The following is a 23,361-nucleotide window of genomic DNA, read 5'->3' on the forward strand; positions in this document are numbered from 1 at the left end:
CCCGCCCCGGGACGACGACGGCCCGCACCTGCGCGGGCAGGTGCGGGCCTCGTCGGTCATCCTCCTCAGTGGCGCTTCTTGGCCGCCTTGGCGGCCGCGCGGCGGGCCTCACGGTTCGCGCCGCCGCTCTCGCTGCCGGCACCGTCGCCCTGCGGGTCGCCGTCGAGCGCGGACGCCGTGTACGTGAGGTTGGCCGGCCGCTCCGGGGGCTCGAGTCCGAGCAGGTCCGGCGCGGCGGCCGGCGCGGCGGCGGCCGGGGTCTGCTCCGGGCCCGGCGCCCCGGCTGCCGGGGCGGCGGCGCCACCGGTCTGCGCACCGGGTGCGACCACCGGGCGGGCGGCGGGCTGACCCGGCGCCGACGTCGCCGTCGCCGCGGCCGACGTCGCGGTGACGACGGGGCCACCCTCGCCGGTCGCCTCCGGACGCTTGACCTCGAGGTTGAACAGGTACTGGACCGACTCCTCCTTGATGGCCTCGTTCATGGCCTGGAAGAGCTGGAAGCCCTCGCGCTGGTACTCCACGAGCGGGTCGCGCTGGGCCATGGCCCGCAGCCCGATGCCCTCCTTGAGGTAGTCCATCTCGTAGAGGTGCTCGCGCCACTTGCGGTCGAGGACCGACAGCACGACGCGCCGCTCCAGCTGGCGCATGACCTCCTCGCCGAGCTCGGCCTCGCGGGCCTCGTAGGCGAGGTGGATGTCGGAGCGCAGCTCCTCCACCAGCATCTCGGGGGTGACGCGGGTGGCGTTGCCCGCCTCCTCGACGACGTCCTCCGGGGTGATCGAGACCGGGTAGACGTTCTTCAGCTCGGTCCACAGCGCGTCCAGGTCCCAGCTCTCCGGGTTCCCGCCGGCGGTGTGCTCCTCGACGAGCCCGGTGACGACGTCGTCGAGGAAGCCCACGACCTGGTCCTCGAGGTCCTCCCCGTGCAGGACACGGCGGCGCTCCTCGTAGACGACCTCGCGCTGACGGGACATGACGTCGTCGTACTTGAGGACGTTCTTGCGGATCTCGAAGTTGCGTGCCTCGATCTGGGCCTGCGCCGACGCGATGCCCTTGGAGACGAACTTGTGCTCGAGCGGCATGTCGTCGGGGTAGGAGGCGCCGTCCATGACGCGCATCGCCAGCCCGGAGTTGAACAGGCGCATGAGGTCGTCCTCGAGCGAGAGGTAGAACCGCGACTCGCCGGGGTCGCCCTGGCGGCCCGAGCGGCCGCGGAGCTGGTTGTCGATCCGTCGCGACTCGTGCCGCTCGGTGCCCAGGACGTAGAGCCCGCCCAGCGCCACCACCTCGTCGTGCTCCGCGGCGACGGCCTTCTTGGCCGTCTCCAGCGCGTCCGGCCAGGCCGCTTCGTACTCCTCCGGCGTCTCGGCCGGGTCGAGACCCTTGGCCTTGAGCGCCTGGACCGCGATGAACTCCGCGTTGCCGCCGAGCATGATGTCCGTGCCTCGGCCGGCCATGTTGGTGGCCACCGTGACGGCGCCCTTGCGTCCGGCCATGGCGACGACGGCGGCCTCACGAGCGTGCTGCTTGGCGTTGAGCACCTCGTGACCGATGCCGCGCTCCTTGAGCTGGGCGGAGAGGAGCTCGGACTTCTCCACGCTCGTCGTGCCGAGGAGCACCGGCTGCCCCTTGGCGTGACGCTCGGCGACGTCCTCGACGATGGCCGTGTACTTCTGGGTGACGCCCTTGTAGACCAGGTCGGACTGGTCCTTGCGCACCATCGGCCGGTTGGTCGGGATGGGCACCACACCGATCTTGTAGGTGCTGGAGAACTCCGCGGCCTCGGTCTCCGCGGTACCGGTCATGCCCGAGAGCTTGCCGTAGAGGCGGAAGTAGTTCTGCAGGGTGATCGTGGCGAGCGTCTGGTTCTCGGCCTTGATGACCACCCCCTCCTTCGCCTCGATGGCCTGGTGCATGCCCTCGTTGTAGCGGCGGCCGGCCAGGACGCGGCCGGTGTGCTCGTCGACGATGAGGACCTCGCCGCGGTCGACGATGTAGTCCTTGTCCCGCTTGAACAGCTCCTGGGCCTTGATGGCGTTGTTGAGGAACCCGATGAGGGGGGTGTTGAGGGACTCGTAGAGGTTCTCGATGCCGAGGTAGTCCTCGACCTTCTCGATCCCCGGCTCCAGCACACCGACGGTGCGCTTCTTCTCGTCGACCTCGTAGTCCTTCTCCCGTTCGAGCCGCCGCACAAGACGGGCGAACTCGGCGTACCACTTGTTCGCGTCCCCGGAGGCCGGCCCGGAGATGATGAGCGGCGTCCTGGCCTCGTCGATGAGGATGGAGTCCACCTCGTCGACGATGGCGAAGTTGTGGCCGCGCTGGACGAGCTCGGCGGTCGACCAGGCCATGTTGTCGCGCAGGTAGTCGAAGCCGAACTCGTTGTTCGTGCCGTAGGTGATGTCGGCGGCGTACTCCTCGCGCCGCTGGTCCGGGGTCTGCCCGGACAGGATCGTGCCGGTGCTCATCCCGAGGAAGCGGTGCACACGGCCCATGAGCTCGCTCTGGTAGCCGGCGAGGTAGTCGTTGACGGTGACGACGTGCACGCCCCTGCCCGTGAGGGCGTTGAGGTAGCTGGGCAGGGTCGCGACGAGGGTCTTGCCCTCGCCGGTCTTCATCTCGGCGATGTTGCCCAGGTGCAGGGCGGCACCGCCCATGATCTGCACCCGGTAGTGACGCTGGCCCAGCGTGCGGCTCGCGGCCTCGCGCACCGTCGCGAAAGCCTCGGGGAGCAGCTCGTCGAGGGTCTCGCCCGCAGCCAGACGCTCCTTGAACTTGTCGGTCTCCTCGCGCAGCTCCGCATCGGTGAGGGCGGCGAAGGACTCCTCCAGGGCGTCCACCTGGTCGGCGATGGCGGTCAGCTTCTTGAGGACACGGCCCTCGCCGGCTCGAAGGATCTTGTCGAGGATCGTCGGCACGCGCGAGCTCCCGGTGAGTGTTCCAGGCGCCGGCCGGACGGCACGGCGCGGGCGGCCCCGGCGGGCGCGCCCGTCCCCATCGTAGGCGTAGCACCGCCGCGGGCGACCGCGGGTCAGCCGCGGGCGAACCGGACACGCCCAGGCGGCGCGGGCGACGAGGCGCTACGGCCCGTCCGCGGACCGCAGGGAACGCTCCGGCGTCCCGCCCGGGCACCTACCCGGGAGCGGCTGTCGTGGGGCTCCGGGCGAGGTGCCCCGCGACGTCGCGACCGAGAGGTCCGGCGAGGTCATGGGCGCCCGTGACCTCGCCGGCGAGGTGTCCGACGAGGTCGCGGGCGAGGCTGCCGCCCGCGTCGCCGTCGACCACGACGGCCCCCAGCCCGAGCCACTGCGCCGTCACGGCGAGCTCGGCGGCCAGCTCAGCCACGACCTCGGCGGCGCCGGGCCACACCCCCGCCCCGGTGGCCGGCAGGCCCGGCACCCCGGCCGGGTCCTCCGCGTGCGCGGCCCGCACCCGCAGGACGCCCGCGGCGCGGTCCGCCTTGAGGTCCACCCGAGCCACCAGGTGCTCACCGAGGAGGAACGGCAGGACGTAGTAGCCGTGGGTGCGCTGCGCCACCGGGGTGTAGATGCCGATCCGGTAGTGCATCCCCCAGATCTCGCGCAGGCGCCGGCGCTCGAACACCAGGGGGTCGAACGGCGCGAGCAGGGCCCGGGCGTGGGTGCTCCGGGGCAGCCTGGCCGAGGTGTGCAGGAACGCCGGGCGGGACCACCCGGCCACCCGGACCTCCTCGAGCGTGCCGTCGGCCACGAGCGCCGCGACGGCCCGGGCGGTCAGGGCCGCGGGGAGGCGGAAGTAGTCCGCGAGGCCCCGCAGCGTGGCGACCCCGTGCGCGGCGGCGGCGATCGCCACGAGCTCGCGCACGGCGTCGGCCTCCGCCGGGACGGGACGCGCGAGCACCTCAGCGGGCAGCACCCGCTCGGTGAGGTCGTACGCGCGCTCGAACTGGGGCGTGCGACGGGCGGTGGCGATCTCCCCGATGTTGAACAGGTGCTCCAGGGCGTGCTTGGCCGGCGTCCAGTGCCAGCCCCACCCCTCCTGAGGGCCGCGTCGGTGGCCGAGCAGGTCGTGCACCTGGGAGGCGGTGACGGGCCCGCGGTCCGCGACCAGGTCACGGACGGCGTCGACGACGCCCGGGTGGAGGGCGAGCTCCCGACCCCAGTGGTTGCGCTCCCGGTGGCGCTCCATCCGCCACCGGAGCAGCTGGTAGGTCGCGGGCGGCACGTAGGACGCCTCGTGCGCCCAGTACTCCACCAGCCGCCTCGGCCGGCGTCCGGCGAGACGGTCGAGCAGGCCGACGTCGTACGGGCCCAGACGGGAGAAGACGGGCAGCAGGTGGGCGCGGGCGAGGACGTTGACGGAGTCGATCTGCAGCAGTCCGATCCGCTCGACCAGCCTCGTCACGTGCCCGACCCCGACCGGTCCCACCGGCCGGGCCCGGTCGAGCCGCTGGGCTGCGACGGCGACCCGCCGCGCCTGGCCGGGGGTGAGCACGCGTGACGGCGTCGGTCCGGTCATCGCCCCATCCTGCCGCGGCCCACCGACACCGGCCCCCGCTACGACGGTGCCGACGGCGCCGGTGCCGGTGCCGGTGGCACCGTCGACGCACGGACGACGAGCTCGACGGGCAGCACGAGGTGGTCGACGCCGCGTGCGTCCGGGATGCCGTCGCCGCCGTCGACCGCCCGGTCGGGCCGGATGCGTGCGAGCAGGAGGCGCACCATGGCACGGCCCTGCAGGACGGTGCGCTGCCGGACGGTCGTCAGCGGCGGCGACGAGAAGGCGGCGACCTCGATGTCGTCGAACCCGACCAGGGCCACGTCGTCGGGCACGCGCCGTCCGGCGTCGTGGAGTGCCTTGAGAGCGCCCAGCGCGGTGAGGTCCGACGCCGCGAAGAGGCCGTCGAGGTCCGGCGCGCGGGCAAGGAGACGGGCCGTGGCGGCCTCGCCACCCGCCTGGCTGAAGTCACCGGGCTCGACGAGGTCGGGGTCGAACGCCGGGCCGAGCCCGGCGCGGAAACCGTCGAGCCGGTCGAGCCCGGCGGTCATGTCCTGGGGTCCGGCCACCGTGCCGACCACGGTGCGCCCGAGCCCGCGCAGGTGCTCGGCCGCCATGCGGGCCCCACCGACGTTGTCGTTGTCCACGTACGGCACCGAGACACCCGGCTGCATCGGACGGCCGCCGATGACCAGCGGGACGGCTGCCGCCTGGAGGGTGGGAGGCAGCGGGTCGACGCTCTCGTGCTCGGAGATCATCAGGACGCCGTCGACCGCCCCGGACGTGAGGTACCGGGACACGCGCCGGATCTCCTCCGGCGACTGGGTCATCATGATGACGAGCTGCAGCCCCGCAGTGCCCGCCTCCGCCGTGACCCCCCGGACGATGCCGCTGAAGAACGGGTCGCCGAACACGCGCACGTCCGGCTCGGACGCGACGAGGGCGATGGTGTCGGTGCGCCGGGTGACGAGGGTTCGTGCCGCGAGGTTCGGCTGGTAGCCCAGCGCCCTGATGGACTCCTCGACGCGGCGGCGGAGCTCGGGCGCCACGGTGGGGACGTCGTTGACCACCCGCGAGACCGTCGCGCGTGAGACGCCCGCGTGGGCGGCCACCTGCTCGAGGCCGGCTCGACCGCTGGCGGGCATGAATCTCCCTCGGGGACGTCCCGCCGTGCGGCCGGGTCACCCGAATCCTACGGGGACGCGCCCCCGCCGCCCTTGTGATCGCGCCGACCCTCGTGCCATGCTCACCCGTGAGAGAGCGCTCTCTCACCGCCTGACCCCCACACACCACTCGGCAACGTCCGGAAACGCGCTCAGCGATGAGAGCGCTCTCACCATCAGACGGGGCCGCCCACATCGTCATCGGCCCACGGGCGGGTCGCCGACGAACGGGACGCCTGGACGCGTACCAGTCCCGGCCGGCCGTGGACGTCCGGCACCGCACACGAAGGACCCATCGAGAGGACCCACGCCATGACCGCTTCGAAACATCCCCCGTCACGCCTCCGGCGCGGGGCCGCGCTGGCCACCGCGGCCGCGCTCTCCCTCACGGCGGTCGGCGTGGCCGGCGCCGCAGGCGCCGAGCCGCCCGTGCTCGTCGTGGAGGACTTCGAGTCCCTGCCGTCCGGCACCGACCCGGACGGCGTCCCGGTCGGGTTCACCACCTTCCAGGGCGCCGGCAGCACGGTGACGATCGACAGCGCCTCGCCGCCCGCGACCGCCGACGGGGTCGACGGTCATGCGCTCCGGATGGAGGTCGACGTGACCTCCTACGCCGGTGTCGTCGACGCGTTCACGAACGAGGCGGTGAACCAGTGGGTCCCGCAGGACTGGAGCGCGTACAAGGGGTTCACCATGTGGCTCCACGGCCTCGGGACCGGGAACACGCTGTTCGTCGACCTGCTCGAGAACCGCAACCCGGGCTCGACGAGCGACGACGCCGAGCGGTGGTCGGTGGACGTCGTGGACGACTTCACCGGCTGGCGCGAGATCTCGATCCCCTTCTCCGAGCTGACCCGCAAGGGCGTGGGCAACAACGCGCCGGACGACGGCTTCGAGGGCACCGAGGTGCACGGCTGGGCCCTCGGCGCCCTCGGCACCGGCGGAGCGCGCACCTACTGGGTGGACAACGTCGGCGTCTACGGCGTCGCGGAGGTCCCGGACCTGGCGGTGGGCCTTGCCACCCGGAACGTCGACGTCCCGGAGGGAACGACCGGTGACGTCACGGTCAGGCTGAACCGGACCATGAGGGAGGAGGACCCGGACCAGGTGACGGTCGACTACGCCGTCGAGCCGGGCACCGCGCAGGCGGGTCGCGACTACACGCCCGTCGCCGGCACCCTCACCTTCACCAAGGACGGGCCGCGCGAGCTCACCTTCCCCCTCGAGACGGCCGACAACGGCAAGGACGACGGCGACCGACGCGTCATCCTGCGCCTCTCCGACCCGGTCGGCGCCGCGGCGGGCATCATGCAGGCGGCCGGCACGATCCTCGACGACGAACCGTACGACCCCCTGCTCCTCGACGACTTCGAGCGCACGCCCGACCTGTGGGACGGCGGCGACGCCGTCACGCTGGACAACCCCGAGATCGCGGCCGGGGACGCCGACGCGCTGCCCGGTCAGGGCGCGCAGGAGCGTGTCCTCGCGGCGACCGTGGGCGGGCCCGTCGGCGTCGACATCGCGGTGGAGGGACAGCTCTGCAACGCCGGCAACGGCGTCGTCACCGTGAGCCTGCTCAGCACCCCCGGCTTCGACGCGACGAGCGTGGACCACACCACGGTCACCCTCGGGGACGCGCACGAGACGCACGTCGACCGCACGGGCCAGGCGCGGCGCCACGAGACCGACACCGACGGCGACGGGCGCACCGACCTCGTGCTCCACCTCCGCGCGAAGGAGACGGGCCTGGCGTGCGACGACCAGGCGCTCCCCCTCGCCGGTGAGACCTTCGACGGCCGGGCTATCACGAACCGGCCCACCCAGGAGCGCTTCGGTCGCGACTTCGCGCTGGGCCAGGACTGGTCCGCGACCGAGGGGATGTCGTTCTGGTACCGCGGGCAGGGCACCGGCGACGAGATCAGCGTCGAGGTCCTCGACAACCGTGCCCCCGACCCGGGTCCGCAGGGGTGGGACCTCGTCTGGTCGGACGAGTTCGACGAGGCCGCCGGCACCCGACCGAACCCCGACAACTGGGGCTACGAGCTCGGTGACGGCACCGTCAACGGCATCCCCGGGTGGGGCAACAGCGAGCCGCAGTACTACACGGACAGCCCGGACAACGCCGCGACCGACGGCGAGGGCAACCTCGTCATCACCGCGCGCGAGGCGGACGGCGAGCAGTGCTACTACGGCGAGTGCGAGTACACCTCGGCGCGCCTGCTGTCCAAGCACAAGGCGGAGTTCGCGTACGGCCGCATCGAGGCCCGCATCCAGGTGCCCGACGGCGGCGCCGGCCTCTGGCCGGCCTTCTGGAGCCTCGGCACGGACATCGAGCAGGTGGGCTGGCCCCAGACCGGTGAGATCGACTTCATGGAGTACGTCAGCCGCATCCCCGGCGAGGTCTTCGGCACCGTCCACGGCCCCGGCTACTCCGGCGGCGAGGCCTACGGGGACATCATGACCGTCGAGGGCGACGTGCCCGGGGCGTTCCGCACCACCACCATCGTGTGGGGGCCCGACCGCATCGAGTGGTACCTGGACGGCACGCTCTACCACACCGCCACCCCGGCGGACGTGGCACCGGACGAGTGGGTCTTCAACGACCCGGTCTTCCTGCTCCTCAACATGGCGGTCGGCGGGAGCTTCGGCGGGGCCGTCGACCCGACCGTGGCCTTCCCCCAGGAGATGAAGGTGGACTACGTCCGGGTCTTCCAGGGTCCGGACACGGCCGAGCGCTTCGAGGCCTCCTTCGTCGACGACTCCACGGGCTGGCGACAGGTCTCGCTCCCCTTCACCGACTTCGAGCGCAGCGCGGACCAGCCGGCGGGTGCCCCCGACGACGGGTTCGGGCTCGACGAGGTCTGGGGCTACGGGTTCGGTGTCCCCAGCGGGTCCGGGACCGTGCTGCTCGACCAGGTGCGCCTGAGCGACACCACCGCGCCGGAGGTGACCATCACCGACGACGTCGCGGCCGAGACCGCGACCGGTGACGTGACCTTCACCTTCACCTTCTCGGAGGACGTGGGCACGAGCTTCACCGCCTCCGACGTCGTCCTGACCGGCGGCACGAAGGGCGCGTTCACGCGGGTCGACGCGACGCACGCCACGGTCGTGGCGCGTCCGCCGGCCGACAGCACCGGGACGCTCGAGGTCGCGGTCGCCGCGGGGGCCGTCAGCGACATCGCCGGCAACACGAACGCCGCGGGCGCGAGCGCCCGGCAGGCCTACGACACCCCGCCCGCCCCGTCGGGCGGCGTCGTCATCACCTTCGACGAGAAGCCGGCGCCGGGGCTGACCGGCTTCGGTGGCGCCGTCGGCACCGTCGTCGCGAACCCGACCGACGCCGGCAACCAGGTCGCGCAGATCGTCAGGTCGGCACCGTCGGAGCTCTGGGCGGGCGTCACGGTCTCGACCGGACCGGGACTCACCGTCCCGGCCATCCCGCTCGACGTCGCGACGACGATGACCGCGCGGGTGTGGTCACCCGAGGCGGGCGTCCCGGTCCGCCTCAAGGTGGAGGACGCCAGCGACGGCGCCGTCTCGGTCGAGACCGAGGCCACCACGACGACGGCCCGCGCCTGGGAGACCCTGACGTTCGACCTCGCCGAGCACGTGCCGGGCACCCCCGCGCTCGACCCGGCGGCGACCTACGACAAGGTCTCGGCGTTCTTCGACTTCGGGACCGCGTACTCGGCCGAGGACACCGCCGCGACCTTCTACCTCGACGACCTGGGGTACCCGGTCGCGCCCGGGCTGGTCATCTCGTTCGACCCGGCGCCGACCCTGCTCGGCTTCGGCGGTGCCGAGGACTCCACCGTCGTCACCGACCCGGCCGACCCCGCCAACGCGGTGCTGCGGGTCGTGAAGAACCCGCCCGAGGTGTGGGCGGGGACGATCGTCGCGACCGAGGACGACCTGCGGGTCCCGGTGATCCCGTTCAGCGACGGGAGCACATCGATCACCGTGCGGGTGTGGTCGCCCGAGGCGGGCGTCCCCGTCCGCCTCAAGGTCGAGGGCACCGACCCCGCCGTCAACGTCGAGACGGAGGCGACCACCACCGTCGCCGGCGCCTGGGAGACCTTGACGTTCGACTTCGCGAACGCCGTCGCGACGCCGCTGGACCTGGCCGCCGAGTACGACCGGGTGGTCATCTTCTTCGACTTCGGGACGGTGGGTTCGGGGACGACGTACTACGCGGACGACATCACCTTCCCGTAGGGCGTCGGGGCGGGCAGTGCGGTGACGTGCCGCGCTGCCCGCCCACGGCCGCCGGCTCAGCCGGCGGCCGTGCGCAGGTCGGCCACGAGCGCGGCGAAGGCCTCGTCGTAGCCGGACCTGCCGCGCAGGCGGAGCACCGCGGAGGGGTGCGACGTCACCAGGACCCGCGGCTGCGCGGGCAGGCCGGGCGCGCTCAGCCACGTGCCGCGCTCGGCCCCGATCCGGACGTCGCGCCCCAGCACCGCGCGGGCGGCGGTGGCGCCGAGGGCGACGACGACGTCCGGCCGGACCGCCGCGACCTCGGCCTCCAGCCACGGGTGGCACGCCTCGACGTGGGCGACGCCGGGCTTGGCGTGGATGCGCCGCTTCCCCTGCGCGCGGAACCGGAAGTGCTTGACCGCGTTGGTGAGGTAGACCTCCGCACGGTCGATCCCGGCCGCCGCGAGCGCCTCGTCGAGCAGGCGCCCGGCCGGTCCCACGAACGGCTCCCCCGCCCGGTCCTCCGCGTCGCCGGGCTGCTCCCCCACGAGGACCACCCGTGCCCGCTCGCCGCCGGCCGAGAAGACGACCTGGGTCGCATCGGCCCAGAGCTCGCAGCCGCGGCACCCCGGAGCGGCGGCCCGCAGGCTCTCGACGTCACCCTCCGGCGGAACCCACCGGTCCGCGCCGGGCCGGCCGGTCATCGGCCCGCCCCGCCGAGCCGCCAGCGGCTGTCGGCGCCGAGCGCGGGCAGCCCGGCCGGCGCCCCCGCTCGGCCCGCCGGACCCGAGCCGTCCGGCGCAACCTCGCCGACCGCCCGCCGCGCCCGGACGGGCCCGACCGGCGGCTGGACCCCGGTGGGCTCCGCCGCGATGCCCGCCAGCCGGCCCGCGAGCGCCATGGCGTCGAACGGGGCCCGGACCTTGACGTCGTTGTCGAAGTACACGACGACGTCGCGGCCGTCGGCGTGCCACCGGCGGACCCGCTCCGCCCACCGGTCCAGCGCGGCGTCGTCGTACCCGCTGACGTAGAGCTCCTCGTCGCCGTGCAGACGGACGTAGACGAGGTCGGCGGTGACCTCCTCGAGCAGCGGCCACCGCCCGGCGGTGTCCGCGACGACGAGCGCAACACCTCGCTCACGCAGCAGCCGGGTGAACTCGGGGTCCCGGTAGCTCTCGTGCCGCACCTCCATGGCGTGGCGGAGCGGCCGGTCGGCCGGCACCTGTGTCAGGGGGTCCTTCACCCGGGCGTCGTGCCCGCGGGCCAGCGCCGCGGCGGCCGCCGTCGTCGTCGGGAGCTGGTCGAGGAACCGCTCCACGCGGCCGGCGTCGAACCGCAGCTGGGGTGGGAGCTGCCACAGGACCGGACCGAGCTTCTCGCCCAGGGCGAGGACCCCCGAGGCGAAGAAGTTCGCCAGGGGCCCCGCCACGTCGTCGAGCTTCTTCATGTGGGTGATGAACCGGCCACCCTTGACCGCGAAGAGGAAGTCCGCCGGCGTCTGCGCCGACCACGCCCGGTAGCTCGACGGTGACTGGAGGGAGTAGAACGACCCGTTGATCTCCACCGTGGACAGACGGCTGGCGACGAGCTCCAGCTCCCGGCGCTGGGCCAGGCCGGGCGGGTAGAAGGTGCCCCGCCACGGCGCGTACCGCCAGCCCGAGATGCCGACGTGGACGGTGGCCATGGCCCGACCCTAGATCGGGGTGGCCGGTGCGGCGAGCGGGTGCGGCACGGCGAGGGGGTGCTACGCGACGACCGGTGCGGCGAGCGGGTGCACCGCGACGTCGGGTGCGGCGAGAGCCGCGGACAGGGCCGGGGCCCGTCGCCGGCGCGCGACGGGCCCCGGGCAGGTCAGGGGTGTGACCCGGCGGTCAGGCGGGCCGCCCGGCGTGGTCGAGGACGTGGTTCGACGCGGTCACGACGGTGTCGAGCCGGATCACGCCGTAGGTCCAGCCGTGGCGGTGGTAGACGGCGCACGGCTGGCCGGTCTCCTCGTCGATGAAGAGGTAGAACGGGTGCCCGACGAGCTCCATCTCGTACAGGGCCTGGTCGACCGTCATCGGGGTGGCCTCGTGGAGCTTCTGGCGCACGATCACCGGGGAGTCGCCCAGCTGGGCCTCGACGCTCTCCCCCGGCCGCGTCGGCGGGTGGGGTCGCTCCTCCTGCTCGACCTCGGGCTCCTGCTCGACGCTGGGCGCCTGCCCGGGTGGCGGGGGTGAGTAGCGGTGGTGGTCCTTGCGGCGGTCACGGACCCGGCGGAGCCGCTCGACGAGCTTGCCGACGGCGAGGTCCAGCGCGCCGTACCGGTCGGAGGCACTGGCCTCGGCACGGATCACGGGCCCCTTGTCGCGCACGGTGATCTCGATCTTCTCGGCCTGGTCGCTCTGGCGCGGGTTGCGCTCGTGGGTGAGCTCGACGTCCACGCGCTGCGCCCGGGGGGCCAGCTGCTCGATCTTCCCGAGCTTCTCCTCGACCTGCTCGCGGAAGCGGTCGGCGATCTCGGTGTTGCGGCCCTTGACGACGATCTCCATGGTGACCTCCATAGGTGGGGGCTCTGCCGGCCCCGGACGTGACGATCTCGCGCCGGTTGGTTCACGGGCGAGCGAGGGGGGTGCGGACCACCTCCTCCCGGCCCTGGCCGGGTCGCGCTTCCCTGCGCGGCGCCTGCGGCCTCGGGCTGTGCTCCATGCACCAACGTTAGTCGCAATTGGCGGCCGCGGGCATGTCCGCGCGGACACTCCCGCCGGGAACGCGCAGGGTCCGGGCGGGAGCGGGGGTGCTGGCGAGGGCGAGGCCCGCGACGACGTGCGCGCCGGCGTCCGACAGTGCGCTGACGCACGCGGCCAGGGTCGCCCCGGTGGTCACGACGTCGTCCACGACCACGACCACCGCGCCCGGGGGGAGAAGGGCCGCGACGACCACCCCGCCACGGCGGTTGCGCGCCCTCGACCGCGCGCCACGGCCCGCCTGGTGGGCGCCGCCACCCCGACGACGGAGCGCGTCGACGACGAGCACCCGGTCCACCGCGGAGGGGTGGTCGGCGAGGCCGGACGCGAGGCCGCGCGCCACGGCGTCGGCGAGCTCCCCCACGACGAACCGGTGGGCCAGCCGCCGGCGCAGGCCCGACGGCGCGGGCATGACGAGGACCGTGCGGGAGGCGTCGGCAGCCGGTCCCAGCGCCGCTCGCAGGGCCGGGTCGAGGGCCCACGCCCGGGCGGCCGCCGCGACGGCGCGCAGCAGTGCCGCGGAGATGTCCCGGCGCCGGTGGTTCTTCCACGCCAGGACCACCGAGCGCACCGGGCCGGCGTAGGCGCCCACCGACCACACCGGTGGGCCGTCCCCGGCGATCATCGGTGCGTCCTGCTCGCACCGCCGCGGGGTCGCTGCGAGCAGGTCACGGCACCGCGCGCACAGGGCCACGTCCCACCGGCCGCACCCGGCGCACTCCACCGGCAGGACGAGCCGCCCGGCGGACCGCAGGGCGCCGAGCAACCGGACCCTCCCGTCGTGTCCGCCGGCGACCCGCACACCGGCGAGCGTGGCCGGGCCGGGCCCGCGGCGGCGGCCAGGCTGTGGACGGCGGGCTACCCGGGGAGGGTGGGGAAGAACGCCTCGGTCAGCACCGGTCGCCACGATGCGCCGTTGCGCTCGTAGATCCGCCCGCTCTCGGTGCCCACCACCAGGGAGCGGTCGCCCCGGCCCGCGGTGATCGTCACGGCACCGTCGACGGCGGGCAGCCGCGTGGTGGGACCGCCGATGGGCAGCAGGTGGACCACGGGCGCCGCGTCCCCGCCGGAGGTGCCCAGGACGGCGACCGTCTGCTCGTCCACCCAGGCGGCGTCGGTGGCGGTGGTCATCCGCTCGCCGATGCGCACCGGCTCGGCGAGGGCGCGCGGGACCCCGTCCAGGCCGCGCACGACGGCGGCGACGTCGATCAGGGTGCGTCCGCCGGACTCCCACACCACGACGGCGCGGGCGCCCTCGCGCGAGATCCGCAGGGCGTGGACCCGGCCCCCCGCGAGCCACGGCACGTCCACCGCGACCCGGGTGCCGGAGTCCTGGACGGCGACGACGTCGCCCGCCGACTCCTGCGGGGACGTCCACACCCACCCGTCGATGTCGACCGAGGGCGCCACCAGCGCCGAGCCCTGCGCCAGGAGGAAGGACTGGGACTGGGCGGACGGGGCGGTGACGAGCCGGTCCGCGCCGTCGAGGAGGACGAGCGTGGGCTGCTCGGTCTCGTACCCGAGGGCGGGCGAGCGGGCGTCCAGCCCCGCGAGGCTGCCACCGGCCAGCGGGACCACCTCGCCGGCCACGACCTCGGCCAGCGCGCCGTCGGCGACGACCACCAGGGAGCCGGTGGTGTAGGGGTAGGAGGAGAGCTCGGGGATCGGCTCGGTGACCTCGTACGGTGCGCCGGCCGCCGTGATCTGGATGAGCTGGACGCCGGGGACGCCGAGCAGCGTGCGCTCGACCTGGGCGTACAGCGCGGCCCGCTCCTCCGGGTCGGCCGAGAGGGCGTCGGCGGAGAGGTCGACCCGCGCGACGCCGTCGGCGACCGTGACCGCCTCGACGGTCATGCGGGTGCCGGCCGGCACCATGGTGACGACGCCGGGCGAGAGCCACTGCGAGGGACCGTCGAGCAGGCCGCGGACCAGCGCCGTCGCCTGGTTCTCCCGCGGGTACCACCGCACGTCGGGGACGAGCGCGTCCTGCTCGGGCGTGAGGAAGTACACCGCACCCTGGGCGTAGAGCGAGCGGAAGTTCGCGGCCGGCAGCAGGACCCCGTCGTCGAGCTCGACGATGCGCCACTCCCCCGCGGCGTTGCGCACGAGGGTGAAGCCGGCCTCGATCGTCGTCTCGGGCGGCGACTCGGTGTAGTGCCCGGCGGAGTCCACCGAGGCCTCCGCGGCGACCGTGAGGCGCACGCCGCCGTCGTCGGTGCGCCCGAACGACGGCGCCGGGTTGTCGGCGTAGATCCGCACCTGCTCGAGCGGCTGCCACGCCTGGACCGCGGGCCCGGCGAGGAACTGCCGGGCGACGAGGAACTCGTCGGAGTACCCCGCGGCCGAGGCGGTGAGGAACCCCTCGACGATCTCCTGGGGGGAGGCGCCCTCACGCGGGCCGGCCGCGAACAGGCCGATGCCCTCCGACGGCGGGAGCTCGGGCTGGGAGGCGGAGACCGGACCCGACCGGGGCAGGCTCACACAGCCCGCCAGCGCCACGAGCGCGGCGAGGAGGACGGCCAGCAGCCGGACGCTGCGACGCGACGTCACGAGCCCTCCTCCGCCAGCTCCGACCACGACTCCGGCCCCGCGGCGCTCGAGACCTCCTGGGTGATCGTCGCCGGCTCCTCGTGGGGGTTCAGCGGCACGGGCGAGACCCCGAGCACCGCGCCGGCGTGGCGGGGCACGGTGAGCCGGAAGGACGCGCCGACGCCGATCTCCCCCCACGCCTCGAGGAGGCCGCCGTGCAGCCGGGCGTCCTCCTGGGAGATCGCCAGGCCCAGGCCGGTCCCGCCGGTGGTCCGCGCGCGGGCGGGGTCGGCGCGCCAGAAGCGGTCGAACACGTGCAGGGCCTCCTCGGCAGTCATGCCCACGCCGTGGTCGAGGACGCGCACCGCCACCGTCGTCGCGGACCCGGCGACGGTGAGGTCGATGGGGCGGCCCTCGCCGTGCTCGATCGCGTTGGCCAGGAGGTTGCGCAGGACCCGCTCCACGCGGCGGGAGTCCACCTCCACCGTGCACGGCCCGGCGGGCAGCTGGAGCCGGATCTCGGAACCCTTGCGCTCGGCGAGGATGGCGGTGAGCTCGACCACCCGCTGGACGATGTCACGCATGTCGCGCTCCTCGACCTCGAGGGCGGCGGCGCCGGCGTCGAACCGGGAGATCTCCAACAGGTCGGCGAGCATCGACTCGAACCGGTCGAGCTGGGTGTGCAGCAGCTCGGCGGAGCGGCGGACCGCCGGGTCGAAGGAGTCCCGGGCGTCGTGGATGAGCTCGCCCGCCATGCGGATGGTGGTCAGCGGGGTCCGCAGCTCGTGGGAGACGTCCGAGACGAACCGCTGCTGGAGGCGGGAGAGCTCCTCCATGCGCTCGATCTGTCGCTGGAGCGACTCCGCCATCTCGTTGAAGGAGTCCCCCAGCACGGCGAGCTCGTCGTGGCCGCGGACCGGGACCCGCTCGGCGAGGAGCCCGTCGGCGATCCGCTCGGCCGCGCGCGCCGCCTCCTGGACGGGGCGCAGCACCCAGCGGGTGATGACCCACACCATGGCGCCGAGGACGACGACGAGGGCGAGGGCCCCGACCGACAGCACCCGCAGGACGAGCCGGATCGTCTCCTCCTCCGGGGCGAGGGTGTAGATCGTGTAGAGCTCGTACGTGCCGGCGGCGGGCAGGGTGACGGTGGCGCCGACGACGATCCCGGGCTCCTCGCCGTCCTCGGCGGGCAGGCCCACCGCCTGCCAGTGCTGCCCGCCCTCGGCGGCGAGGGCGGCGCGCATCTGGTCCGAGACGACCTCGCGGGGGGCGTTGTTCGTGGCCGGCTCGGCGATGGTCACCGCCGAGGACTCGTTGGGCGAGCGCATGAGGACCGTGCCGAGCGCGCCGGAGGAGGAGGACTCCAGCGCGTCGATCCAGTCGTTGGCCACCTGCTGGACCTGCTGGCCGGTCGTCGCCGTCGCCGAGTCGAACGTCTCCTGCGCGTCACGCGAACGCAGGGCGGCGTCGGCGAGGATCTGCTCGACCCGGGCGTCGTAGAGGCCGTCACGGACCTGGTTGCCGATGACGCCGCCGAGCAGGGCCAGCGCGACGGCTCCGCCGACGACGGTGATGGTCACCACCCGGACGCTCAGCGAGGTGCGCCACCGGCCGGCGGCCGTGAGGATCTTGCGGCGCGCGCGCAGGCGCAGCGGCTCGGTGGCGCGCGGCCGGTAGGTCGTGGCCGGTCCCGCACGGTGGGGGACCGAGCCGCGCGGGAGCGCGGGCGCGGCCGGGAGGCTCGCGCCGCGGCTCTCGGCGACGTCCCGGCTCACCCCTGCGGTGCCCCCGCCCGGTACCCCACCCCACGGACGGTGACGATGACCTCGGGGTGCTCGGGGTCCTTCTCGACCTTGGCCCGCAGGCGCTGGACGTGGACGTTGACCAGGCGCGTGTCGGCGGCGTGGCGGTAGCCCCAGACCTGCTCCAGCAGCACCTCCCGGCTGAAGACCTGCCACGGCTTGCGCGCGAGGGCGACGATGAGGTCGAACTCGAGCGGCGTGAGGGAGATGGGCACGCCGTCCCGGGTCACCTCGTGGCCGGCGACGTCGAGCTCGAGGTCGCCGATCCGCAGGCGCTCGGGCTCCGGGTCCTCCTGGCGCCGCAGCCGGGCGCGGACCCGCGCCACGAGCTCCTTGGGCTTGAACGGCTTGGCCACGTAGTCGTCCGCGCCCGCCTCGAGCCCGGTGACGACGTCGAGGGTGTCGGACCTCGCCGTCAGCATGACGATGGGCACGTCGGACTCCGCGCGGATGATCCGGCACACCGCGATGCCGTCGAGGCCCGGGAGCATGAGGTCGAGCAGGACGAGGTCGGGCTGCTCGGCGCGGAAGATCTCGGGCGCCTGGGCGCCGTCGGCGCAGAAGACGACCTCGAAGCCCTCGGCCTCGAGCACGATGCCGATCATCTCGGCGAGCGCGGTGTCGTCGTCGACCACGAGGAGGCGTGCATTCATGTCCACATGGTGTCATCCCGCGACCACGGTTCGTGCCCGGCCCGCCGTGGACGGCCACCGGCGTGGGGGGCCCGTGGCACCATGAACCCAGACGAGGCGGGGTGCGCCCCCAGGGGAGGCAGGGCATGACGATCGAGGACGACGGCCGGGACGAGAGACCCGGTCCCCCCGGCGCGTCCGCGGACCCCGACCGGTACGGCCGCTACGGGCAGTACGGCGCGGACCGCGCCGGCCCGGCCGAGACCCCCGACCCGCGCCCGCAGCCGCGATACGGCCAGTACGCCCCCGTCGGCGGCCGGCCGGACCCCGCGGTGCTGCCGGACCCGGCGGCCTGGCAGGACCCCGCCGCCCGGCCGGGCCCCGCGGCCTGGCAGGACCCGGCGGCCCGGCCGGGACCCGTGGCCTGGCAGGACCCCGCGGCCGACCTCCGGCCGCCCGCTCCCGCGCGCTGGGCGGACGCCGCGCAGCGCCCGCCCGCCTACGGCCAGTACGGCCCGCAGCCGGGACCGGCCGGGCCGGGCATCGCCCGCCCCTACGGCCCCGCCGGCTTCGCCGGACCGGTCCAGCCCGGGATCATCCCGCTGCGCCCGCTCAACCTCGGGGAGATCCTCGACGGCGGGTTCCGGGCGATCCGGGCCAACCCCAAGGTCATGTTCGGCCTCTCCCTCCTCGTCCTGGGCATCGCCTCGGTCATCGAGGCCGTCGTCCTCGTGGTCTTCCTCGGCCAGGCGGTGCCCGTGCTGGACCCGGCCCTCCTCGAGGGCAGTGCCACCGCGAGCGAGGCGCTGGGCGTCGGCCCGGGCAGCGTGCTCGGCCTCCTCGCGGCCGCCGTGGCCGTCTTCCTCGCCACGATCATCCTCACCGGCCTGCTCATCATCTCCGTGAGCCAGTCCGTCCTCGGCCGGGTGGTGAGCATCGGCGAGGTCTGGACCCGGGCCAGAGGACGCCTCGGCGCCCTGGTCGGCCTCACGGTGCTCATCGGCGTGGCCGCGACGATCGCGATCACGCTCGTCGTCGTGGTCTCCGCCCTGCTCATCGGCGCTCTCGCCACGGCCCTCGGCGACAGCGCCGGCGTGCTCGTCCTCCTCGGCCTGCTGATCTTCGCCGCCGCGGTCGTCGCGACCGCCTGGCTGTCGATCAAGCTCGCGCTCGCCGCCCCCGTCCTCGTGCTGGAGCGCGCCTCGGTCATGACGTCGTTGCGCCGCTCGTGGTCCCTGACCGCCGGGCACTTCTGGCGCATCTTCGGCTCCCTCGTGCTGTCGTCGATCATCGTCTCGGTGATCTCCTACGCCCTCATGGTGGTGCCCACCCTCATCACCGCCCTGGTGGCGACGAGCCCCGACGCGATCGTGACAGCGACCGTCGTCACGACCGTCCTGTCGGTCCTCATCTCCGCCGCCACGACGCCGTTCCTCGCCGCCGTGCTGGCCCTGGTCTACATCGACGTGCGGATGCGCAAGGAGGGCCTCGACGTCGAGCTGGCCCGCGCCGCGGGGGCATGAGCCCGGCGCCCGCCGTCATCCTCCCCGTCGGCGTCCCGGTCCGCCCGGACGCCGAGGAGGCGCGCCGCTGGGCGCAGGAGGAGCTGGCGAAGGCGGCGTACTCCGACTCCCCCGGGCTCGTCGAACGCTTCCTCGACTGGCTCGGCCGGATCCTGGGCCGCGTGGGCGATCTCGACACGCTCACCCCGCCCGAGCTCGTGCCGGTGCTGCTGGTGGTGGGCCTCGTCGTCGTCCTCGTCCTCGCCCGGGTCCTCGGCGGGCGGGTGCGCCGCGGCCGGGCGCGGGACGTCGCGGCCGGGACGGCGCTGTTCGAGGACGACCGCAGCAGCGCCGACCTCCGCGCCGCCGCCGACGCCGCGGCACGTCGCGGCGACCACGCCGCCGCCGTCCTGGACCGCTTCCGCGCGATCATCCGCGGTCTGGACGAGCGCGGCGCCCTGGACGACCGCGCGGGGCTCACCGCGCACGAGGCCGCGGCCCTGGCGGCCGGTGCGCTGCCGGGCCTCGCCGGGCCGCTCGGCTGGGCGGGGCACCTCTTCGACGACGTCCGGTACGGTCACGCGTCGGCCGGTCCTGCGGAGGACGAGGCCATGCGCTCCCTCGCCGCCCGGGTCTCCGCCGAGCACCCGCGGGTGACCGCCGGGGCGGGCGCCAGTCCGCACGGCGCCGGCACCGGCACCGGCACGAGCACCGGCACGAGCACCGGCCCGGCGGCACGGTGAACGCACCCGCCGCCGCGCCGGTGGTCGAGCGCCGCCCCACCTGGTGGTCGCGCAACCGGTTCCCCGTTCTCGCCTCTCTCGCGTTCGCCGTCCTCATGCTCGCCGCCGTCGCGCTGACGGTGCGGAGCTCCGACCGGCCGCTCGCACCCGACAACCCGCGCCCGGGCGGGGCGCAGGCCGCCGCCGAGATCCTGCGGAGCCAGGGCGTGGAGGTGCGGCCGGCCTCCTCGCTCGCCGACGTCGGCGCGCTCGCCGGACCGGGCTCGACCGTCCTCGTCGTCGACCCCGGCCTGCTCTCGGTCGACCAGCGCGCCGAGATCGTGGCCACCGGGGCGGACCTCGTCATCGCCGGCGACCCCTTCACCGACCTCGAGGGCTTCGGCGTCCCGCTCCTCACCTCCGGCGCCGGGTCCGCCGACCCCGTCGACGCCGCCTGCGCCGATCCCGACGCCGTGGCCGCCGGACGCGTCGGCTTCACCCGCGGCTCCGTCGGTCCGACGGACGGCGGCGGCACCGGAGCCGGCGGCGGCGGCGGCGGCGGCGAGACGGTCGTCTGCTTCCCCGTGGGCGACGGTGACGGCGGGTACGCCGTCTGGTCGGACGGCGCGCGGACCGTGCGCTACCTCGCCGACGAGCGACTCATGACCAACGAGTTCCTCGCCGCCGAGGGCAACGCCGCCCTGACCCTGCGGGCGCTCGGCGGGCACGACGTCCTCGTGTGGTTCCTGCCCGGCGCCGTCGACACCACGAGCACCGGGGCCTCGGTGCCCCTCGTGCCCCCGGGGGCCACCACCGCCCTCACCGTCCTCGCCGCGGCCGCCCTGGTCCTCGCGCTCGCCCACGGGCGTGCGCTCGGGCCCGTCGTCACCGAGGTCATGCCCGTGGTGGTCCGCTCCGCCGAGACGACCCGCGGCCGTGGCCGCCTCTACCGCCGCTCCGGTGCCCACGACCACGCGGCCGCGAGCCTGCGCGCCGGGACCGCGGACCGGCTCGCCCGCACCCTCGGCCTGCCGCGGTCGGCGGGCCCCGACGCGCTCCTCGGTGCCCTGGCACGCGCCACCGGTCGCCCCGACCCGGGCCTGCGGCAGCTGCTGTACGGCCCACCCCCCACCAGCGACGCCGCCCTCCTGGCGCTGTCCGCCGAGCTCGACGCCCTGGAAAGCGAGGTCCACCAGTGACGACCCCTCCGTACGGCCCTCCGCCCGCGACCCCGGCCGCCCCCGCCGCCCCGGCGGAGCCGCCGGCCGCCGGGCCGGACGCGCGCGCCCCGCACGCCGGGGACGCCCACGCCGCCGGGTCTCCCGCCGGCCCCGACCGTGCCGGCTCCCGCCACGCCGGCTCGCAGGCGCGCGAGCGGCTCGGCGGCCTGCGCGCCGAGATCGGCAAGGCGGTCGTGGGGCAGGACCCGGCGGTCACCGGGCTGGTCATCGCCCTGCTGTGCGGCGGGCACGTCCTGCTCGAGGGCGTCCCGGGGGTGGCCAAGACGCTCCTCGTGCGGACCCTCGCGGCGAGCCTGGCCCTGGGCACCAAGCGGATCCAGTTCACCCCCGACCTCATGCCCGGCGACGTCACCGGCTCGCTGGTCTACGACGCCCGCACCGCCGAGTTCTCCTTCCGGGAGGGCCCGGTCTTCACCAACCTCCTCCTCGCCGACGAGATCAACCGGACCCCGCCCAAGACCCAGGCCTCCCTCCTCGAGGCCATGGAGGAGCGCCAGGTCTCCGTCGACGGCGAGCCGCGGGCACTGCCGCAGCCCTTCATGGTCGTGGCCACGCAGAACCCGGTCGAGTACGAGGGCACCTACCCCCTCCCGGAGGCGCAGCTCGACCGGTTCCTCCTCAAGCTGGTCCTGCCCCTGCCCGAACGCGGGCACGAGGTGGAGGTCCTGCGCCGGCACGCCCACTCCTTCGACCCCCGCGACCTCGCCGGCGCCGGCGTGCGGGCCGTGGCCGGCCCGGGCGACATCGCCGCCGCCCGCACGGAGGTCGGCCACGTCGAGGTCGGCCCCGAGGTGCTCGGCTACATCGTCGACCTCGTCCGGGCGACCCGGACCTCGCCGTCGCTGTCCCTGGGTGTCTCCCCGCGCGGGGCGACGGCCCTGCTGGCGACGTCGCGGGCCTGGGCGTGGCTGAGCGGCCGGTCGTACGTCACCCCCGACGACGTCAAGGCGCTCGCGCACCCGACGCTGCGGCACCGGGTGCAGCTGCGGGCCGAGGCCGAGCTCGAGGGCGTCACCGCCGAGACCGTCCTGGACGGGGTCCTGGCCACGGTGCCGGTGCCGCGCTGATGGTCCCCACCGCGCGCGCGGCCGCCGTCACCGCGCTTGGCGCCCTCCCGGCGGCGGTGTGGCCCACGACGACCACGGTGGCGCTCTGGGTGGGGCTCGTGGTCCTCGCGTGCCTCGTCGACGCCGCGCTGGCCGCCTCCCCGCGGGCGGTGACCGTCGAGCGGTCGGTCGGGACGTCGGTGCGCCTCGGGGAGGCCGCGACGTCGGTGGTGACCCTCACGAGCACCGGCACCCGCCGTCTGCGCGGGAGCCTGCGGGACGCCTGGCCGCCCTCGGCGGGCGCCACGGCCGACCGGCACCGCCTCGACCTCCCCGCCGGTGAGCGGCGCCGCGTGCGCACGGCCCTGCGCCCCACCCGGCGCGGGGACCGGCCCGCCGACCTCGTCACGGTCCGCACCGTGGGCCCCCTCGGCCTCGCGGGCCGGCAGGCCTCCCACCCGGCCCCCGCCACGCTGCGGGTGCTGCCGGCCTTCACCTCACGCCGTCACCTCCCCTCCCGCCTGGCCCGCCTGCGCGAGATGGACGGACGCACCGCCGTCCTCGTCCGCGGTCAGGGGACGGAGTTCGACTCCCTGCGCGAGTACGTCATCGGCGACGACGTGCGCGCCATCGACTGGCGCGCCACCGCCCGCCGGGCCGACGTCGTCGTGCGCACGTGGCGGCCCGAGCGCGACCGCCGCGTCCTGCTCGTCCTGGACGTCGCCCGCCTGTCCGCCGCCCGGCTCGGCGAGGCGCCCCGCCTGGACGCCCAGATCGAGGCCGCCCTCCTGCTCGCCGCCCTCGCCTCACGGGCCGGCGACCGGGTCGACCTCGTCGCCGTCGACTCCGAGGTGCGCGCCCGGGTGGCGGGCGAGACCGGTCCGCGGCTCCTCGGCGCGCTGGCGTCGGCCCTGGCGCCGCTCGAGCCGTCCCTCGTCGAGACGAGCTGGACCCGCGTCACCCAGGTCGTGCGCGACCTGCCCCACCGCACGCTCGTCGTCCTGCTCACCGCCCTCGAGCCGACGGCCGTCGCGGCGGGCCTGCTACCCGTGGCGTCCGCCCTGGCGCGGGACCACGCGGTGGTGCTGGCCTCCGCGTCGGACCCCGAGGTGGAGGCGCTGCGCCGGGACCGCTCCGACACCGACGCCGTCTTCGACGCCGCGGCCGCCGAGCGGGCGGAGCTCGAGCGCCGGGCGGCCGCGCTGCGGCTGCGCCGACGGGGCGTGGAGGTCGTCGAGGCCGCCGCGGACGACCTCGCGCCCGCACTGGCGGACACCTACCTCGCGCTCAAGGCGGCAGGGCGGCTGTGAGACGTAGGCTCG

At 75.0% G+C, this 23,361-nt stretch carries 16 protein-coding genes; 6 read left to right on the top strand and 10 right to left on the bottom strand.

The window, feature by feature from the left end:
• Positions 1-65: 65 nt before the first annotated feature.
• From secA to AAEM63_RS13540, 3 genes are all read right to left on the bottom strand, one after another.
• Entirely contained in the window at positions 66-2,918 is a 2,853-nt protein-coding gene (secA, locus tag AAEM63_RS13530; protein ID WP_341358769.1) for a preprotein translocase subunit SecA, read from the bottom strand.
• Positions 2,919-3,132: 214 nt separating this feature from the next.
• A complete protein-coding gene (locus AAEM63_RS13535; protein WP_341358770.1) occupies positions 3,133-4,497 on the bottom strand; it encodes a crosslink repair DNA glycosylase YcaQ family protein in 1,365 nt (454 codons plus the stop codon).
• 38 nt (positions 4,498-4,535) lie between these two features.
• Positions 4,536-5,621: a LacI family DNA-binding transcriptional regulator gene (locus tag AAEM63_RS13540; RefSeq protein WP_341358771.1), complete on the bottom strand. Its 1,086-nt coding sequence runs from the start codon at positions 5,619-5,621 to the stop codon at positions 4,536-4,538.
• A 330-nt stretch (positions 5,622-5,951) separates the two neighbouring features.
• On the opposite strand from AAEM63_RS13540, the gene AAEM63_RS13545 reads away from it, so the two are divergent.
• Positions 5,952-9,857 (top strand): carbohydrate binding domain-containing protein, encoded by a 3,906-nt coding sequence (locus tag AAEM63_RS13545; protein ID WP_341358772.1) that lies wholly within the window; start codon positions 5,952-5,954, stop codon positions 9,855-9,857.
• Between the two features lie 56 nt (positions 9,858-9,913).
• Here AAEM63_RS13545 and AAEM63_RS13550 read toward each other — a convergent pair whose 3' ends face one another.
• The 7 genes from AAEM63_RS13550 to mtrA all read right to left on the bottom strand — a co-directional run bounded on the left by AAEM63_RS13550 (position 9,914) and on the right by mtrA (position 17,549).
• Positions 9,914-10,540 carry a UdgX family uracil-DNA binding protein gene (locus AAEM63_RS13550; RefSeq protein WP_341358773.1) on the bottom strand — a complete coding sequence of 209 codons (627 nt, stop codon included), beginning with the start codon at positions 10,538-10,540 and terminating at the stop codon, positions 9,914-9,916.
• Positions 10,537-11,520 carry a DUF72 domain-containing protein gene (locus AAEM63_RS13555; RefSeq protein WP_341358774.1) on the bottom strand — a complete coding sequence of 328 codons (984 nt, stop codon included), beginning with the start codon at positions 11,518-11,520 and terminating at the stop codon, positions 10,537-10,539. The genes AAEM63_RS13550 and AAEM63_RS13555 overlap by 4 nt, the downstream gene beginning before the upstream one ends.
• Before the next feature lie 187 nt (positions 11,521-11,707).
• Positions 11,708-12,367, bottom strand: a complete 660-nt coding sequence (raiA, locus tag AAEM63_RS13560) for a ribosome-associated translation inhibitor RaiA (protein WP_341358775.1) — start codon at positions 12,365-12,367, stop codon at positions 11,708-11,710.
• Between the two features lie 166 nt (positions 12,368-12,533).
• Positions 12,534-13,364 carry a phosphoribosyltransferase family protein gene (locus tag AAEM63_RS13565; RefSeq protein ID WP_341358776.1) on the bottom strand — a complete coding sequence of 277 codons (831 nt, stop codon included), beginning with the start codon at positions 13,362-13,364 and terminating at the stop codon, positions 12,534-12,536.
• A 56-nt stretch (positions 13,365-13,420) separates the two neighbouring features.
• Positions 13,421-15,112 (bottom strand): LpqB family beta-propeller domain-containing protein, encoded by a 1,692-nt coding sequence (locus AAEM63_RS13570; RefSeq protein WP_341358777.1) that lies wholly within the window; start codon positions 15,110-15,112, stop codon positions 13,421-13,423.
• Positions 15,109-16,869, bottom strand: coding sequence for an MtrAB system histidine kinase MtrB (mtrB, locus tag AAEM63_RS13575; RefSeq protein ID WP_341358778.1), 1,761 nt, complete (start codon positions 16,867-16,869; stop codon positions 15,109-15,111). Before mtrB ends, AAEM63_RS13570 begins: the two co-directional genes overlap by 4 nt.
• Complete coding sequence (gene mtrA / locus AAEM63_RS13580) at positions 16,866-17,549, bottom strand: MtrAB system response regulator MtrA (protein WP_341358779.1); 684 nt, start codon at positions 17,547-17,549, stop codon at positions 16,866-16,868. The genes mtrB and mtrA overlap by 4 nt, the downstream gene beginning before the upstream one ends.
• Before the next feature lie 125 nt (positions 17,550-17,674).
• Between mtrA and AAEM63_RS13585 the strand changes: the two genes are divergently transcribed.
• Genes AAEM63_RS13585 through AAEM63_RS13605 form a run of 5 tightly spaced genes read left to right on the top strand, consistent with a single transcriptional unit; the run spans position 17,675 to position 23,349 of the window.
• On the top strand, positions 17,675-19,051 hold the full coding sequence (locus AAEM63_RS13585) for a glycerophosphoryl diester phosphodiesterase membrane domain-containing protein (protein WP_341358780.1): 1,377 nt from the start codon (positions 17,675-17,677) through the stop codon (positions 19,049-19,051).
• Positions 19,048-19,773 (top strand): DUF4129 domain-containing protein, encoded by a 726-nt coding sequence (locus AAEM63_RS13590; protein ID WP_341358781.1) that lies wholly within the window; start codon positions 19,048-19,050, stop codon positions 19,771-19,773. Before AAEM63_RS13585 ends, AAEM63_RS13590 begins: the two co-directional genes overlap by 4 nt.
• Entirely contained in the window at positions 19,770-20,951 is a 1,182-nt protein-coding gene (locus tag AAEM63_RS13595) for a DUF4350 domain-containing protein (protein ID WP_341358782.1), read from the top strand. The genes AAEM63_RS13590 and AAEM63_RS13595 overlap by 4 nt, the downstream gene beginning before the upstream one ends.
• A complete protein-coding gene (locus AAEM63_RS13600; RefSeq protein ID WP_341358783.1) occupies positions 20,948-22,060 on the top strand; it encodes a MoxR family ATPase in 1,113 nt (370 codons plus the stop codon). The genes AAEM63_RS13595 and AAEM63_RS13600 overlap by 4 nt, the downstream gene beginning before the upstream one ends.
• Complete coding sequence (locus AAEM63_RS13605) at positions 22,060-23,349, top strand: DUF58 domain-containing protein (protein ID WP_341358784.1); 1,290 nt, start codon at positions 22,060-22,062, stop codon at positions 23,347-23,349. Before AAEM63_RS13600 ends, AAEM63_RS13605 begins: the two co-directional genes overlap by 1 nt.
• Positions 23,350-23,361: the final 12 nt, after the last annotated feature.

The sequence above is a fragment of the Georgenia sp. M64 genome (assembly GCF_038049925.1).
Taxonomy (GTDB): domain Bacteria; phylum Actinomycetota; class Actinomycetes; order Actinomycetales; family Actinomycetaceae; genus Georgenia.